The following is a 15,450-nucleotide window of genomic DNA, read 5'->3' as shown; positions in this document are numbered from 1 at the left end:
ATCTCCTCAGGCAGTAGTTCTTATGAATTTGACCAGACTCTCACTGGCAGACTGCGATCAAAAATGTGGGAGCGGGCTTGCTCGCGAATACGGTGTGCCAGTCGCCCGATGTGTTAGCTGAATCACCGCCTTCGCGAGCAAGCCCGCTCCCACATTGGATTGCATTCCACATCGATTAAAGCGGTGTTTTCACGGCGACCACACGGGCCCCGCGCTTCATGCACAGGGCGTAATACAGCAACCCGCCGAGCGCCGAGCCGGTGAACCAGCCGTAGCTGTAGAACCAGCTGAACGCGTCGCTGCCCAGCGACAACAGCGTCAGCACCACCGGCACGCCAAAGGCCAGGAAGCCATGCCAGTTCCACGCCGGGTACACGTCATCGCGGTACAAGCCGGCAAGGTCCAGTTGCTGTTTCTTGATGATGAAATAGTCCACCACCATGATCCCGGCAATCGGCCCCAGCAGGCTTGAGTAACCCAGCAGCCAGTTGGAGTAGACGGTTTCCAGGCTCACGTCGGAGATGATCAGCCCAAGCTTTTTCAGCAGTTCGTGGGCCATCAATGCCAGGCCCACCAGGCCGGTGAGGACCACCGCCGTGGTGCGGTTGATCAGCTTGGGCGCGATGTTCTGGAAGTCGTTGGTGGGCGAGACGATGTTCGCTGCGGTGTTGGTGGACAAGGTGGCGATGATGATCAGCGCCATGGCCACGGCTACCCACACCGGGCTCTGGATATGGCCGATCAGGGTGACCGGATCGGAGACGCTGACGCCCACCAGTTTCACCGAGGCGGCGGTCATGATTACGCCGAGGGCGGCGAACAGGAACATGGTCAGCGGCAGGCCGAAAATCTGCCCGAGGATCTGGTCTTTCTGGCTCTTGGCGTAGCGGCTGAAGTCGGGGATGTTCAATGACAAGGTGGCCCAGAAACCCACCATCGCCGTCAGGCCCGCCATGAAGTAGCCGGTGAGGCTGGCGCCTTCGGGACGTTTGGGCGGGATCGCCATCAGCTCGGTCAGCGAGACATTCGGCAGCGCCCACACCAGCAGCCCGATCCCCACGGCCACCAGCAGTGGTGCCGACAGGGTTTCCAGCCATTTGATCGACTCGGCGCCACGTAATACCACCCACAGGTTCAGGGTCCAGAAGATCATGAAACCGATCACTTCACCGGTGCCACCAAGGGATTTCCAACCCTCGAAAATCGACCCCAGGAACAGGTGAATCGCCAGGCCGCCAAACATCGTCTGGATGCCGAACCAGCCACACGCCACCAGGGCGCGAATCAGGCACGGCACGTTGGAACCGAGCACGCCGAAGGACGAGCGCAGCAACACCGGAAACGGGATGCCGTACTTGGTACCGGGGAAGGCGTTGAGGGTCAGCGGGATCAGCACCACGATATTGGCCAGCAGGATCGCCATCAGCGCCTCGCCCACCGACAACCCGAAGTACGCAGTGAGAACGCCGCCAAGGGTGTAGGTCGGCACGCACACCGACATGCCGATCCACAGCGCGGTGATGTGCCACTTGTTCCAGGTGCGTTCGCGCACCTTGGTCGGTGCCATGTCGTGGTTATAGCGGGGGCTGTCGAGGACGTCGGGGCCGGCGTCGAGTTCGTACAGGCCGTTGCGCTCAATGACTTGCGATCTGTTCTGTTGCATGGCCGCTCCACGGTTTTTTCGAATTATTTTTGCTCACCCCGTGACGTGCACGGGATGGCCGGAGTACCTCGTTGACAACATGACATCCGGGACCCGGCCAACCGCCACCGCACTCAATAACCGTGCCGTAAACCGTTGCCCTTCCCGCACCGCTTATATAACTCGCTGATGTTTATCAGCTTTATTGTCTCGACCGAAGAGCCCCTCGTTACTTTCAGCGTTACTCAGGCCAAATAACGCAGAAGTTGTCCGAACCCTCAGGACTCAATCTGGTGCAACACAATTATTTTTATTTACCGGCCCCGTCAAGAGGCATGTCTCAAGCGTCTGATTTGCAATAGGAAATGTTGCTCATATTGGGAACCTGTCAAGTGCGTCAAAATGGTGAGAGGCCGCTACATTTTGGTGATTTTGTTTTTTTATCATTAAAATTCAATTACTTAACCTAGATATAAGCTTATAAAAAATATTCTTGCTCATTCGAAAAACTCGGGCTAGTTTCTATTCCTGTCACCGCTGACAGGAATTAAATCTCCAGCGGCGCGATGCATGACAACACTTAGAACTGGCACAAGCCGGTCAAGCCTGTGAGGAACTCGACATGTCGCTGTTGATCCGTGGCGCTACCGTTATTACCCATGATGAAAGTTACCGAGCCGATGTTTTATGCGCAGACGGTCTAATTCGCGCCATTGGCACTGATCTGGATATTCCCGCCGGCACCGAGATACTCGATGGCAGCGGTCAATACCTGATGCCCGGCGGCATCGACCCCCATACCCATATGCAATTGCCCTTCATGGGCACCGTGGCCAGTGAAGACTTTTTCAGTGGCACGGCCGCCGGGTTGGCGGGCGGCACCACGTCGATCATCGACTTCGTGATTCCCAACCCGCAGCAATCCCTGTTGGAAGCCTTCCACCAGTGGCGCGGCTGGGCCGAGAAGTCGGCGTCGGACTACGGTTTTCACGTGGCCATTACCTGGTGGAGCGAGCAGGTCCGCGAGGAAATGGCCGAGCTGGTAAGCCAGCACGGCATCAACAGCTTCAAGCATTTCATGGCGTACAAAAACGCAATCATGGCCGCTGACGACACCCTGGTGGCGAGCTTCGAACGCTGCCTGGAACTGGGTGCGGTGCCGACGGTGCATGCCGAAAACGGCGAGCTGGTGTATCACCTGCAACGCAAGCTGATGGCCCAGGGCATTACCGGGCCTGAAGCGCATCCGCTGTCGCGGCCTTCGCAGGTGGAAGGCGAAGCCGCCAGCCGGGCTATCCGGATTGCCGAAACCATCGGCACGCCGCTGTACCTGGTGCACGTGTCCACCAAGGAAGCGCTGGATGAAATCACCTATGCCCGCAGCAAGGGCCAGCCGGTATACGGCGAAGTCTTGGCCGGGCATCTGCTGCTGGACGACAGCGTGTATCAACACCCCGACTGGCAGACCGCTGCCGGCTATGTGATGAGCCCGCCCTTCCGCCCACGCGGGCATCAGGAGGCGCTGTGGCATGGCCTGCAATCCGGCAACCTGCACACCACCGCCACCGACCATTGCTGCTTCTGCGCCGAGCAAAAAGCCGCCGGGCGGGATGACTTCAGCAAAATCCCCAATGGCACCGCCGGTATCGAAGACCGTATGGCGCTGTTGTGGGATGAGGGCGTGAACACCGGGCGCTTGTCGATGCAGGAGTTCGTTGCGCTGACGTCTACCAACACGGCGAAGATCTTCAACCTGTACCCGCGTAAAGGGGCGATCCGCGTGGGAGCCGATGCTGACCTGGTGCTGTGGGACCCGCAAGGCACACGGACCATTTCCGCGAAGACTCACCACCAGAAAGTCGACTTCAACATCTTCGAAGGCAAGACCGTGCGCGGCGTGCCGAGCCACACCGTCAGCCAGGGCAAGCTGGTCTGGGCGGATGGGGATTTGCGCGCCGAGCGAGGTGCGGGACGGTATATCGAACGGCCGGTGTATCCGCCGGTGTTTGAGCAGTTGAGCAAGCGGGCGGAGCGTTCCAGGCCGGTTGCTGTGAAACGCTGAGGCCGCCATTCGCGAGCAAGCCCGCTCCCACATTCGCCCCCATTCCAACAGAATAAATGCAGTCGAATGTGGGAGCGGGCTTGCTCGCGAAGAGGCCGGTACCGGCAACAAAAAAACCACTGCCCACCAGAGGCAGCACCTCAAAAACCGTGAGGCCAATACCGTGATCCAGACCCTGAACCATCTTCCCCACCCCCATGAAGATGCGGCAGCCCTCGCCGCGCATTTCACCGACCTGGCGCCGCCGCTCAATGCCCGGCAAGCCCAACTGGAAGCTTCGCGCTGCCTCTACTGCTACGACGCGCCGTGCGTTAACGCGTGCCCCAGCGAGATCGATATCCCCTCGTTCATCCGCAATATCCACACCGAAAACGTCCAGGGCGCCGCGCAGAAGATTCTCTCGGCGAATATCCTCGGCGGCAGTTGCGCCCGGGTCTGCCCGACAGAAATCCTTTGCCAGCAAGCCTGCGTGCGCAACAACGCCGAAGAATGCGCCCCGGTGCTGATTGGCCTGTTGCAGCGTTACGCGGTGGACAACGCGCACTTCAGCGAACACCCGTTCCAGCGCGCCGCGCCCACCGGCAAGCGCATCGCGGTGGTCGGCGCCGGGCCTGCGGGCTTGTCCTGCGCCCATCGCAGCGCCCTGCACGGCCATGACGTGGTAATTTTCGAGGCCCGGGAAAAAGCCGGCGGCCTGACTGAATACGGGATCGCCAAGTACAAACTGGTGGATGACTTCGCGCAGAAGGAACTGGATTTCCTCCTGCAAATCGGCGGCATCGAAATCCGTCATGGCCAGCGTCTCGGCGACAACCTGACCTTGAGCGAGCTGCACCAGCAGTTCGATGCGGTGTTTCTCGGCCTCGGCCTGGCCGCCAGCAAACAGCTCGGCCTGCCTCACGAGGACGCCCCCGGCCTCCTCGCCGCCACCGACTATATCCGTGAACTGCGCCAGGCCGATGACCTCAGCCAACTGCCCCTGGCCGACCGCTGCATTGTCCTCGGCGCTGGCAACACGGCCATCGACATGGCCGTGCAAATGGCCCGCCTCGGTGCCCGTGACGTCAACCTGGTGTACCGCCGTGGCCTGAGTGAAATGGGCGCCACCGGCCACGAACAGGACATCGCCAAGGCCAATCAGGTGCGCCTTTTGACGTGGGCTCAACCGGAGGAAGTGCTGCTCGATGATCAGGGCCATGTGCGCGGCATGCGTTTCGCCCGCACCCGCATGGTCGATGGCCGCCTGCAGGCCACCGGTGAAACCTTCGAACTGGCCGCCGACGCGATCTTCAAGGCCATCGGCCAAGGCTTCGACGACGCCGCGCTGCACGACCCGCTGGCCCACCAGTTGCAACGCCAAGGCGATCGCATCTTCGTCAACGAACAACTGCGCACCAGCATCCCAGGTGTGTACGCCGGCGGCGATTGCGTCAGCCTCGGCCAGGACCTCACCGTCCAGGCCGTGCAACACGGCAAGCGGGCCGCGCAAGCCATGCACGCTCAACTCATGCTGAATGTGGAGGCTGCGTAATGGCCGATCTCTCGATTGTATTCGCCGGCATCAAAGCCCCCAATCCGTTCTGGCTGGCCTCCGCGCCGCCTACCGACAAGGCCTACAACGTGGTCCGCGCCTTTGAAGCAGGCTGGGGCGGCGTGGTCTGGAAAACCCTCGGCGAAGACCCGGCCGCGGTCAACGTCTCATCGCGCTACTCGGCGCACTTTGGCGCCAACCGTGAAGTGCTCGGCATCAACAATATCGAACTGATTACCGACCGCTCCCTGGAGATCAACCTGCGGGAAATCACCCAGGTGAAAAAGGACTGGCCGGACCGCGCGCTGATCGTGTCATTGATGGTGCCGTGCGTTGAGGAGTCGTGGAAACACATCCTGCCGCTGGTGGAAGCCACCGGCTGCGACGGCATCGAGCTGAACTTCGGCTGCCCCCACGGCATGCCGGAACGCGGCATGGGCGCGGCGGTGGGCCAGGTGCCGGAGTACGTGGAACAGGTGACGCGCTGGTGTAAGACCTATTGCTCGCTGCCGGTGATCGTCAAGCTCACGCCGAACATCACCGACATACGCGTGGCGGCGCGGGCAGCGTATCGCGGGGGCGCGGATGCGGTGTCGCTGATCAACACCATCAACTCCATCACCAGTGTCGACCTGGAGCGCATGGTCGCCCTGCCGATGGTGGGCACCCAAAGCACCCACGGTGGCTACTGCGGTTCGGCGGTGAAGCCGATTGCGTTGAACATGGTGGCGGAGATTGCCCGGGATCCACAGACACAAGGCTTGCCGATCTGCGGCATTGGCGGGATTGGCAACTGGCGCGATGCGGCGGAATTCGTCGCACTGGGCTGCGGCGCGGTGCAGGTGTGCACGGCGGCGATGCTGCATGGGTTTCGGATTGTCGAGGAAATGAAGGATGGGCTGTCGCGATGGATGGACAGCCAGGGTTACAACAGCCTGCAGGAATTTTCCGGGCGGGCGGTGGGCAATACGACGGATTGGAAGTACCTGGATATCAATTACCAGGTGATCGCCAAGATCGACCAGGAGGCGTGTATTGGCTGTGGGCGTTGCCATATTGCTTGCGAAGATACGTCGCACCAGGCGATTGCCAGCTTGAAGCAGGCGGATGGGACACATAAATACGAGGTGATCGATGATGAGTGCGTGGGGTGCAACCTGTGCCAGATCACTTGTCCGGTGGCGGACTGTATCGAGATGGTGCCGGTGGATACCGGAAAGCCGTTTTTGAACTGGACGCAGGATCCGAGAAATCCCTACCGCGAGGCGGTGTAGCCCTCCAAACAGACGCCCTATGAATGATCGTTCCCACGCTCCGCGTGGGAATGCATCCGTTGACGCTCCGCGTCACGACCTCAAGAGCGGACGCAGAGCGTCCAGGGCGGCATTCCCACGCGGAGCGTGGGAACGATCTAGGGCTCCAACCCAATCCCCCGCAGGATCACACTCGTCACCGTCTGCACTGCCCGTTCAAACTGCATGTCCGACAACGGCTGATGGTCATTCAGGATCTTCACCTGGTGATCAAAGTCGGCATAGTGCTGGGTCGATGCCCAGATCATGTACAGCAGGCTCGACGGCTCCACCGGCAGGATGCGCTTGTCCTCCACCCACTGGCGAATCTTCGCTTCCTTCATCTTGGCCCAGTCATACAGGCTCACATCCAGCGCCTCCCCCAGGGTTGGCGCGCCGTGGATGATTTCGTTGGCCCAGACTTTGGAACCATAGGGTCGGCTGCGGGAATGTTGCATCTTGGCGCGGATGTAGCTGCTGAGCACCACCCGCGGGTCGTCGAACATCTCGAAGCACAAGGCGTCCTGTTTCCACACTTCCAGCAGGTCGAACAACACCGCGCTGTACAGCTCGCTCTTGGTGCTGAAGTAGTAATGCAGGTTGGAGCGCGGCAGCTGCACTTCTTCGGCGATGTCGGCCATGGCGGTGCTGCCATAGCCCTTCTCGGCGAAAACCTTTTCCGCCGCCAGCAGAATCTTTTCGACGTTGACCCGACGAATACCGATCTTGTGATTGCCCATAAGGGCTCCCTGACAACAACATGGCTTCAAGACTACCATCCGCTCTAGGTCGCGGCGACACGCCACTGTGAAACTTCGTACAAGCACCTTCCCCGTGGAAAGCGGATTGGTTAGCATCGCCATCCCCTCGAAGGATCATCTCCATGACTATTCGACTGCGAGACGCGTGCGACGACCCGGTGCTTGGCACACTGTGGGAACGCTCGGTGCGCGCCACCCATGACTTTCTCAGCGAAGACGACATCCAGCGCCTGCTGCCCCTGGTGCGCGACTGCTACCTGCCCATGCCCGCCCTTGAGGTGTGGGTGTACGAAGACGCCCAAGGCATTGCCGGCTTCGTCGGCACCGGCGGCAACAATGTCGAGATGCTGTTTATCGACCCGAGCCGGCGTGGCCAGGGCATCGGCCGACAGTTGCTGGACTTCGTGCGCGCCCGCCACGACACCCTGCGGGTCGACGTGAACGAGCAGAATCCACAGGCCGTAGGTTTCTATCTGCACTATGGTTTTATCCAGACTGGCCGCTCGCCCGTCGATGGCGAAGGCAAGCCCTTTCCCTTGTTGCACATGGCACTGCCTAACGACTGACTCTCACCTGAAGGTATTGAACAATGTTGATCAAGAAAACCCTCACCACCGTCGCCCTGCTCGCTTCCCTGCTGGGCGCCTCGGCCGCGTTTGCCCACGCCCACCTGAAAAGCTCGGAGCCTGCCGCCGACAGCAGCGTCGCCGCCCCCAAGGACCTGCGCCTGACGTTCAGCGAAGGCGTTGAAGCGACCTTTACCAAGGTATCCCTGAGCAAGGACGGCACCGAAGTCGCGATCAAAGGCCTGGAAACCCCGGATGCCGACAAGAAAGTATTGGTGGTGACACCGGCCGCACCACTGGCCGCTGGCACCTACAAAGTGGTGTGGAACGCCGTCTCGGTGGATACCCATAAAAGCAACGGTGAATACAGCTTCAAGGTCGGCCAATAATCCATGGCCACCCTGCTGGTGCTGTGCCGTTTCCTGCATTTCATCGTGGTGCTGTTGATGTTCGGGGCCTGTGTGTTCAGGCCCTGGCTGCTGGGCGCGGGACCGCAACCGGTGCTGGACCGCCAACTGGCGCGCATCACCCAAGGGTTGGCGTGGCTGGCACTGGTGTCGGGGGTGGCGTGGTTGCTGTTGATCAGCGCGAGCATGGCCGGAGTCGGGCTGGGCGCGCTGGAGTGGTCGACGGTGCAGTTGGTGCTGGGCAAAACCTTCTTCGGCCAGGTCTGGACCTGGCACCTGCTACTGAACGTGCTGCTGGTGCTGGGCCTGATGACGCCGTGGAAGGCGTTGCGCCTGCCGCTCTGTGCATTGCTGCTGGCGACACTGGCACCGGTGGGCCATGGCGCCATGCTCAATGGCATGGCCGGACAGTTGCTGATCCTCAATCAGGTGGTGCACCTGGTGTGTGTCGGTGCCTGGCTGGGTGGCTTGCTCCTGCTGGTGCTGATCCTCAGGCAATCGCCCCACTATCCACTGGAACCGATCCTCAAGCGTTTCAGCGGCATTGGTTATGGGCTGGTGACGGGATTGCTGGTGACCGGCCTGATCAACGTGCGGGTGCTCACCGGGCAGTTCTGGCCAACGCCCTTGTTCACTGGGTTCGCCCTGATCCTGCTGATCAAGGTGCTGCTGGTGTTCGGCATGCTCGCACTGGCGCTGTTGAACCGCCTGCGGATTCACAACTGTGAGCAGCGACTGCCTGCGTTGAAGGCCAGCGTGATGGTTGAATGGTTACTAGGTGTTTCAGCGGTAGCCGCCGTTTCGCTGCTTGGTACCTTGCCGCCCATGGTTACAGCAGGATAACTCCTCCTCCACTGGCGCCCTTCACACAGGGAGTCATCGTATAACTTTCGATTGACAACCCCCTAAAACCTCGCAAATATCGCCTCCAATGTTGTACGACAACGTATAACAAAAAATAAAAACAACAAAAAGACAACGGAGCGTCCCTGTGAGCCAACACGTCCGCCATTTCTCCTGCACCGCCCGTTTTGCCGCCATCGGTTTGAGCAGCCTGGCCCTTACCCTCCCCGTCACCGCCTCGGCAGAAGGCTTCATCGACGACGCCACCGCTACGCTCAACCTGCGCAACGCCTACTTCAATCGCAACTTCACCAATCCCGCCTACCCCCAGGGCAAGGCCGAGGAGTGGACGCAAAACTTCATCCTCGACGCCAGGTCCGGCTTCACCCAAGGCACCGTCGGTTTCGGCCTGGACGTGCTGGGCCTGTACTCGCAGAAACTCGACGGCGGCAAAGGCACCGCCGGCACACAGTTGTTGCCGATCGGCAGCGATGGCCGCCCTGCGGACAATTTCGGCCGCCTGGGCGTGGCGCTGAAAACCCGGTTGTCGAAGACTGAATTGAAAGTCGGCGAATGGATGCCGGTGCTGCCGATCCTGCGTTCGGACGACGGTCGCTCACTGCCGCAAACCTTCCGAGGCGGCCAGGTCACCTCCAGCGAAATCACTGGCCTGACCCTGTACGGCGGCCAGTTCCGCGGCAACAGCCCGCGCAACGACGCGAGCATGGATGACATGTTTCTCAACGGCAAAGCCGCATTCACTTCGGACCGCTTCAACTTCGGCGGCGGCGAATACACCTTCAACGACAAGCGCACCCAAGTGGGCGTGTGGTACGCCGAGCTGAGCGACATCTATCAGCAACAGTATTTCAACCTCACCCACAGCCAACCCGTGGGCGACTGGACACTGGGCGCCAACCTCGGGTACTTCACCGGCAAGGAGGACGGCAAGGCCCTGGCCGGCGACCTCGACAACAAAACCGCATTCGCTCTGCTCTCGGCTAAATACAAAGGCAACAGCTTCTATATCGGCCTGCAGAAACTCACCGGCGACAGCGCCTGGATGCGGGTCAACGGCACCAGCGGCGGCACCCTGGCCAACGATAGCTACAACGCCAGCTACGACAACGCCAAGGAAAAGTCCTGGCAGGTGCGGCACGACTTCAACTTCGTGGTGCTGGGCATTCCCGGCCTGACCATGATGAACCGCTATATCAGCGGCGATAACGTGCACACCGGGGCGATCACCAACGGCAAGGAATGGGGCCGTGAGTCGGAACTGGCCTACACCGTGCAGAGCGGTCCACTGCGGGACCTGAATGTGCGCTGGCGCAACGCAACAATGCGCCGGGATTTCAGTACCAACGAGTTTGATGAAAACCGGATATTCATCAGTTACCCGCTGTCGTTGTTATAGCGGTTTACAAACAACCGGAAAGGCTTTTGTGGCGAGGGAGCTTGCTGGAGTGAGGGAGCTCCCTCGCCACAGGACAGCGATGACCCTCTATCAACTTCGACCAATAGCGCGTTGACAAGTGTAGGAAACCCTAACGATACTTCGGAATAGTCATACGACAACCTACAACAATAACGGGACCACCATGACCACCACGACCGCCCCTACCCCGTTCAACCGCTTGCTGCTCACCGGCGCCGCCGGTGGCTTGGGTAAAGTCTTGCGCGAACGCCTGCGCCCTTACGCCAAGGTACTGCGCCTGTCGGACATCGCCGACATGGCCCCGGCCGCCGACGACGGCGAAGAAGTGCTGCCTTGCGATCTTTCCGACAAACAGGCCGTGCACCACTTGGTGGAAGGCGTCGATGCGATCCTGCATTTCGGCGGCGTGTCAGTGGAGCGCTCCTTCGAGGAAGTGCTGGGCGCGAACATCTGCGGGATCTTCCACATCTACGAAGCCGCCCGCCGCCATGGGGTCAAGCGCGTCATCTTCGCCAGCTCCAACCACGTCATCGGCTTCTATAAGCAGGACGAGGCCCTCGACGCCCACTCCCCGCGCCGTCCGGACAGTTATTACGGCCTGTCCAAATCCTACGGCGAGGACATGGCCAGTTTCTACTTCGATCGCTATGGCATCGAAACCGTCAGCATCCGCATCGGCTCGTCGTTCCCGGAACCACAGAACCGCCGGATGATGCACACCTGGCTGAGCTTCGACGACCTCACCCAACTGCTCGAACGCGCGCTGTACACACCCAACGTCGGCCACACCGTGGTCTACGGCATGTCGGATAACCTCGACGTCTGGTGGGACAACCGCTTCGCCGCCCACCTGGGTTTCACCCCGCGAGACACCTCTGAAGTGTTCCGCAAACAGGTGGAAGCCCAGCCGCTGCCCGCCATCGACGACCCGGCGCGGGTGTACCAGGGTGGTGCGTTTTGTGCCGCCGGCCCGTTCGGTGACTGACCACAGACCAACCCAAGGGAATGAGTGGCCATGCAAGCAGAACTGATTGTCGACGCCCGCAACGCCGTAGGTGAATGTCCGGTGTGGGTGCCCGAGGAAAACGCCCTGTACTGGGTGGATATTCCCAACGCCGAGCTACAGCGCTGGAGTGCCAGCAGCGGCCAGGTGCAAGCCTGGAAAACCCCGCAGATGCTCGCCTGCATCGCCCGCACCACGACGGGCAACTGGGTCGCGGGCATGGAAACCGGGTTTTTCCAGCTGACGCCCTGCAACGACGGCACGCTCGACACCGCGCCGTTGGCCAGCGTCGAGCACGCCCGCCCGGACATGCGCCTGAACGATGGCCGCTGTGACCGCCAGGGTCGGTTCTGGGCCGGCAGCATGGTGCTGAATATGGGCGCGAATGCGGCTGAGGGTGTGCTTTATCGCTATCAAGCCGGCCAACCCGTTCACACGGAACTCAACGGTTTCATCACCCCCAACGGCCTGGCCTTCAGCCCCGACGGGCGCACGATGTACCTCTCGGACTCGCACCCGCTGGTGCAGCAAATCTGGGCCTTCGACTACGACATCGACAGCGGCACGCCGTCCAACCGCCGGCTGTTTGTGGACATGCACCACTTCCTTGGCCGCCCTGACGGAGCCGCCGTGGATGCCGAAGGCTGCTACTGGATCTGCGCCAACGATGCCGGGCTGGTCCACCGCTTTACCCCCGACGGTCGCCTCGACCGTTCACTGACTTTACCGGTGAAAAAACCCACCATGTGCGCCTTCGGCGGCAGCCGCCTGGACACCTTGTTCGTCACCTCGATCCGCGACGACCACAGCTCGCACTCCCTCGCCGGCGGCGTCTTTGCCCTGAACCCTGGCATACAGGGAATGCCCGAACCGCAGTTCATCCTCTAGCTGCATCGCTGTGCCTTGAACAAAACAATAACAAGACTGGAGAGACACCCCATGGACTTCAAACGCACCTTGCTCGCCGCTGCACTCCCGTTCGTGTTTACCCTCGGCAGCACCGCCCACGCACTGGAAATCAAATTCGCCGACATCCACCCCGCCGGCTACCCAACCGTCGTCGCCGAAGAACAACTGGGTAAAACCCTGGTCGCCGAAAGCAACGGCGGCCTGACCTTCAAGATGTTCCCCGGCGGCGTGCTGGGCTCGGAAAAGGAAGTGGTGGAACAGGCCCAGGTCGGGGCGATCCAGATGGCCCGAGTCAGCCTCGGCATCGTCGGCCCGGTGGTGCCGGACGTAAACGTGTTCAACATGCCGTTCGTGTTCCGCGACCAGGTGCATATGCGCAAGGTCATCGACGGCGAGATCGGCGATGAAATCCTCGCCAAAATCACCGACTCCGAATTCAACCTGGTGGCGCTGGCCTGGATGGACGGCGGCACGCGCAACATCTACACCAAGAAACCGGTGCGCAAGATCGAAGACCTCAAGGGCATGAAGATTCGCGTGCAGGGCAACCCAATCTTCATCGAAACCATCAACGCCATGGGCGGCAACGGCATTGCCATGGACACCGGCGAGATCTTCAGCGCCCTGCAGACCGGGGTGATCGACGGCGCGGAAAACAACCCGCCCACCCTGCTGGAACACAACCACTACCAGAACGCCAAGTTCTACAGCCTGACCGGCCACCTGATCCTGCCCGAGCCCATCGTGATGTCGAAAATCACCTGGAACAAGCTCACCCCCGAGCAACAGGTGCTGGTAAAAAACACCGCCAAGGCCGCGCAGATCCAGGAACGCGAGCTGTGGGACACCAAGTCCGCCAGCAGTGAAGCCAAGCTCAAGGCTGCTGGCGTTGAGTTCATCGACATCGACAAAAAACCGTTCTATGAGGCCACCGCTTCGATCCGCGACAAGTACGGCGCGCCTTACGCCGACCTGATCAAGCGCATCGAAGCCGTCGAGTAACCCAACCGCCTCTCATAGATAAGGCCCGGCGCGGTCGGCATCGACGCGCCCGGTCACGGTGAACACCATGAAGAATTTACTGCTGCGCATCAACGACCGCATTTACATGAGCTGCATCTGGGTCGCCGGCCTCGCCGTTCTCGGCGTCGCGCTGATCATCCCCTGGGGCATCTTCGCCCGCTACGTCCTCGGCACCGGCTCCAGCTGGCCGGAGCCCACCGCCATCCTGCTGATGCTGGTGTTCACCTTTGTCGGCGCCGCCGCCAGTTACCGCGCCGGGGCGCATATGTCGGTGGCCATGGTCACCGACCGCCTGCCGCCTGGCCAGCGCCAGATCGTCGGCATCCTCTCGCAATTGCTGATGGGCACCATCTGCCTGTTCATGACGATCTGGGGCAGCAAATTGTGCCTGTCCACCTGGAACCAGTTCATGAGCGCCATGCCGACCTTGCGGGTGGGCATCACCTATATGCCGATCCCGATTGGCGGCTTGCTGACGCTGATTTTTGTGCTGGAAAAACTCCTGCTGGGTGACCAGAGCAACCGCAGGGTGGTGCGCTTCGACCTGGTTGAAGAAAGTGAAGGGGCTGCCTGAATGGACGCATTGATTCTGTTGGGCAGCTTTATCTCCTTGATCCTGATTGGCATGCCGGTGGCCTACGCTCTGGGGCTTTCTGCGCTGATCGGCGCGTGGTGGATCGACATTCCGTTCCAGGCCCTGATGATTCAGGTGGCCGGCGGAGTGAACAAGTTTTCGCTGATGGCGATTCCGTTCTTCGTGCTGGCCGGGGCGATCATGGCCGAGGGTGGCATGTCTCGACGGCTGGTGGCATTTGCCGGGGTGCTGGTGGGCTTTGTACGCGGCGGCCTGTCCCTGGTGAACATCATGGCCTCGACGTTTTTTGGTGCGATCTCCGGCTCGTCGGTGGCCGATACGGCCTCCGTCGGTTCGGTGCTGATTCCGGAAATGGAACGCCAGGGCTATCCCCGTGAATTCGCCACCGCCGTCACCGTGAGCGGCTCGGTGCAAGCCTTGCTGACGCCCCCCAGCCACAACTCGGTGCTCTACTCCCTGGCGGCCGGCGGCACCGTGTCCATCGCCTCGCTGTTCATGGCCGGCGTGGTCCCGGGCCTGCTGATGAGCGCGTGCCTGATGGTGCTGTGCCTGATCTTCGCGAAAAAACGCAACTACCCCAAAGGCGAAGTGATTCCTCTGAAACAGGCACTGAAAATCTGCGCCGACGCCTTGTGGGGCCTGATAGCCATGGTGATCATTCTTGGCGGGATTCTGTCGGGTATCTTCACCGCCACCGAGTCGGCGGCGATCGCCGTGTTGTGGGCGTTCTTCGTGACCATGTTCATCTACCGTGACTACAAATGGAGCGAGTTGCCCAAGCTGATGCACCGTACGGTGCGCACCATTTCCATCGTGATGATCCTGATCGCGTTCGCCGCCAGCTTCGGCTACATCATGACCCTGATGCAGATCCCGGCGAAAATCACCACGATGTTCCTGACCCTGTCGGACAACCGCTATGTGATCCTGATGTGCATCAACGCCATGCTGCTGTTGCTGGGCACGGTGATGGACATGGCGCCGCTGATTTTGATCCTCACGCCGATCCTGTTGCCGGTCGTGCTGGGCATCGGCGTCGACCCGGTGCATTTCGGCATGATCATGCTGGTGAACCTCGGGATCGGCCTGATCACCCCGCCGGTGGGCGCGGTGCTGTTTGTGGGGGCGGCGGTGGGCAAGGTCAGTATCGAGAAGACCGTGAAGGCGCTGCTGCCGTTTTATGGCGTACTGTTTCTGGTGCTGATGGCGGTGACCTACATTCCGGCGTTGTCGTTGTGGTTGCCCGGGCTGGTGTTATGAACTGATCGTTCCCACGCTCTGCGTGGGAACGCCGCCATGGACGCTCTGCGTCCGCTCTTAAAACCGTGACGCAGAGCGTCACAGGATGAATTCCCACGCAGAGCGTGGGAACGATCAA

The 15,450-nt window shown here is 60.8% G+C and carries 14 protein-coding genes; 12 read left to right on the top strand and 2 right to left on the bottom strand.

The window, feature by feature from the left end; all coding sequences use genetic code 11:
* Nucleotides 1-175 precede the first annotated feature (175 nt).
* Nucleotides 176-1,663, bottom strand: coding sequence for an NCS1 family nucleobase:cation symporter-1 (locus BLU46_RS27065; protein WP_003207834.1), 1,488 nt, complete (start codon nt 1,661-1,663; stop codon nt 176-178).
* A gap of 601 nt (nt 1,664-2,264) precedes the next feature.
* On the opposite strand from BLU46_RS27065, the gene hydA reads away from it, so the two are divergent.
* The 3 genes from hydA (at nt 2,265) to preA (ending at nt 6,509) form a co-directional block, all read left to right on the top strand.
* A complete protein-coding gene (hydA, locus tag BLU46_RS27060; protein ID WP_093207972.1) occupies nt 2,265-3,704 on the top strand; it encodes a dihydropyrimidinase in 1,440 nt (479 codons plus the stop codon).
* Between the two features lie 163 nt (nt 3,705-3,867).
* Nucleotides 3,868-5,235 carry an NAD(P)-dependent oxidoreductase gene (locus BLU46_RS27055; RefSeq protein ID WP_093207970.1) on the top strand — a complete coding sequence of 456 codons (1,368 nt, stop codon included), beginning with the start codon at nt 3,868-3,870 and terminating at the stop codon, nt 5,233-5,235.
* Nucleotides 5,235-6,509, top strand: a complete 1,275-nt coding sequence (preA, locus tag BLU46_RS27050; protein WP_063028584.1) for an NAD-dependent dihydropyrimidine dehydrogenase subunit PreA — start codon at nt 5,235-5,237, stop codon at nt 6,507-6,509. The genes BLU46_RS27055 and preA overlap by 1 nt, the downstream gene beginning before the upstream one ends.
* A gap of 137 nt (nt 6,510-6,646) precedes the next feature.
* Here the strand turns inward: preA and BLU46_RS27045 are convergent, their stop codons facing one another.
* Nucleotides 6,647-7,267 (bottom strand): TetR/AcrR family transcriptional regulator, encoded by a 621-nt coding sequence (locus BLU46_RS27045; RefSeq protein WP_003207828.1) that lies wholly within the window; start codon nt 7,265-7,267, stop codon nt 6,647-6,649.
* A gap of 143 nt (nt 7,268-7,410) precedes the next feature.
* On the opposite strand from BLU46_RS27045, the gene BLU46_RS27040 reads away from it, so the two are divergent.
* The 9 genes from BLU46_RS27040 to BLU46_RS27000 all read left to right on the top strand — a co-directional run bounded on the left by BLU46_RS27040 (nt 7,411) and on the right by BLU46_RS27000 (nt 15,332).
* Complete coding sequence (locus BLU46_RS27040) at nt 7,411-7,854, top strand: GNAT family N-acetyltransferase (protein ID WP_093207967.1); 444 nt, start codon at nt 7,411-7,413, stop codon at nt 7,852-7,854.
* Between the two features lie 23 nt (nt 7,855-7,877).
* Nucleotides 7,878-8,243: a copper homeostasis periplasmic binding protein CopC gene (gene copC, locus BLU46_RS27035; protein ID WP_003207825.1), complete on the top strand. Its 366-nt coding sequence runs from the start codon at nt 7,878-7,880 to the stop codon at nt 8,241-8,243.
* Nucleotides 8,244-8,246: 3 nt separating this feature from the next.
* Entirely contained in the window at nt 8,247-9,104 is an 858-nt protein-coding gene (copD, locus tag BLU46_RS27030; protein WP_093207964.1) for a copper homeostasis membrane protein CopD, read from the top strand.
* Between the two features lie 148 nt (nt 9,105-9,252).
* Nucleotides 9,253-10,521 (top strand): OprD family porin, encoded by a 1,269-nt coding sequence (locus tag BLU46_RS27025; protein WP_093207962.1) that lies wholly within the window; start codon nt 9,253-9,255, stop codon nt 10,519-10,521.
* A 184-nt stretch (nt 10,522-10,705) separates the two neighbouring features.
* The gene (locus BLU46_RS27020) at nt 10,706-11,527 is read left to right on the top strand and encodes an NAD-dependent epimerase/dehydratase family protein (RefSeq protein ID WP_093207960.1); all 822 of its coding nucleotides are present in this window, start codon (nt 10,706-10,708) and stop codon (nt 11,525-11,527) included.
* 30 nt (nt 11,528-11,557) lie between these two features.
* Nucleotides 11,558-12,433: an SMP-30/gluconolactonase/LRE family protein gene (locus tag BLU46_RS27015; protein ID WP_093207957.1), complete on the top strand. Its 876-nt coding sequence runs from the start codon at nt 11,558-11,560 to the stop codon at nt 12,431-12,433.
* Nucleotides 12,434-12,484: 51 nt separating this feature from the next.
* A complete protein-coding gene (locus BLU46_RS27010; protein WP_093207955.1) occupies nt 12,485-13,456 on the top strand; it encodes a TRAP transporter substrate-binding protein in 972 nt (323 codons plus the stop codon).
* A 67-nt stretch (nt 13,457-13,523) separates the two neighbouring features.
* Entirely contained in the window at nt 13,524-14,051 is a 528-nt protein-coding gene (locus BLU46_RS27005; RefSeq protein WP_093207951.1) for a TRAP transporter small permease, read from the top strand.
* On the top strand, nt 14,052-15,332 hold the full coding sequence (locus tag BLU46_RS27000) for a TRAP transporter large permease (RefSeq protein ID WP_093207948.1): 1,281 nt from the start codon (nt 14,052-14,054) through the stop codon (nt 15,330-15,332).
* Nucleotides 15,333-15,450 lie beyond the last annotated feature (118 nt).

The sequence above is a fragment of the Pseudomonas yamanorum genome, from assembly GCF_900105735.1.
In the GTDB taxonomy this organism is placed as follows: domain Bacteria; phylum Pseudomonadota; class Gammaproteobacteria; order Pseudomonadales; family Pseudomonadaceae; genus Aquipseudomonas; species Aquipseudomonas yamanorum.
Note: the sequence above shows the minus strand (reverse complement) of the source record. Positions and strands in the feature narration are given on the sequence as shown.

What these genes read in the sequence shown, in the direction of transcription:
- BLU46_RS27065 (WP_003207834.1), bottom strand. Translation starts at nt 1,663, where the DNA reads ATGCAACAGAACAGATCGCAAGTCATTGAGCGCAACGGCCTGTACGAA.
- hydA (WP_093207972.1), top strand. Translation starts at nt 2,265, where the DNA reads ATGTCGCTGTTGATCCGTGGCGCTACCGTTATTACCCATGATGAAAGT.
- preA (WP_063028584.1), top strand. Translation starts at nt 5,235, where the DNA reads ATGGCCGATCTCTCGATTGTATTCGCCGGCATCAAAGCCCCCAATCCG.
- BLU46_RS27045 (WP_003207828.1), bottom strand. Translation starts at nt 7,267, where the DNA reads ATGGGCAATCACAAGATCGGTATTCGTCGGGTCAACGTCGAAAAGATT.
- BLU46_RS27040 (WP_093207967.1), top strand. Translation starts at nt 7,411, where the DNA reads ATGACTATTCGACTGCGAGACGCGTGCGACGACCCGGTGCTTGGCACA.
- copC (WP_003207825.1), top strand. Translation starts at nt 7,878, where the DNA reads ATGTTGATCAAGAAAACCCTCACCACCGTCGCCCTGCTCGCTTCCCTG.
- copD (WP_093207964.1), top strand. Translation starts at nt 8,247, where the DNA reads ATGGCCACCCTGCTGGTGCTGTGCCGTTTCCTGCATTTCATCGTGGTG.
- BLU46_RS27020 (WP_093207960.1), top strand. Translation starts at nt 10,706, where the DNA reads ATGACCACCACGACCGCCCCTACCCCGTTCAACCGCTTGCTGCTCACC.
- BLU46_RS27015 (WP_093207957.1), top strand. Translation starts at nt 11,558, where the DNA reads ATGCAAGCAGAACTGATTGTCGACGCCCGCAACGCCGTAGGTGAATGT.
- BLU46_RS27010 (WP_093207955.1), top strand. Translation starts at nt 12,485, where the DNA reads ATGGACTTCAAACGCACCTTGCTCGCCGCTGCACTCCCGTTCGTGTTT.
- BLU46_RS27005 (WP_093207951.1), top strand. Translation starts at nt 13,524, where the DNA reads ATGAAGAATTTACTGCTGCGCATCAACGACCGCATTTACATGAGCTGC.
- BLU46_RS27000 (WP_093207948.1), top strand. Translation starts at nt 14,052, where the DNA reads ATGGACGCATTGATTCTGTTGGGCAGCTTTATCTCCTTGATCCTGATT.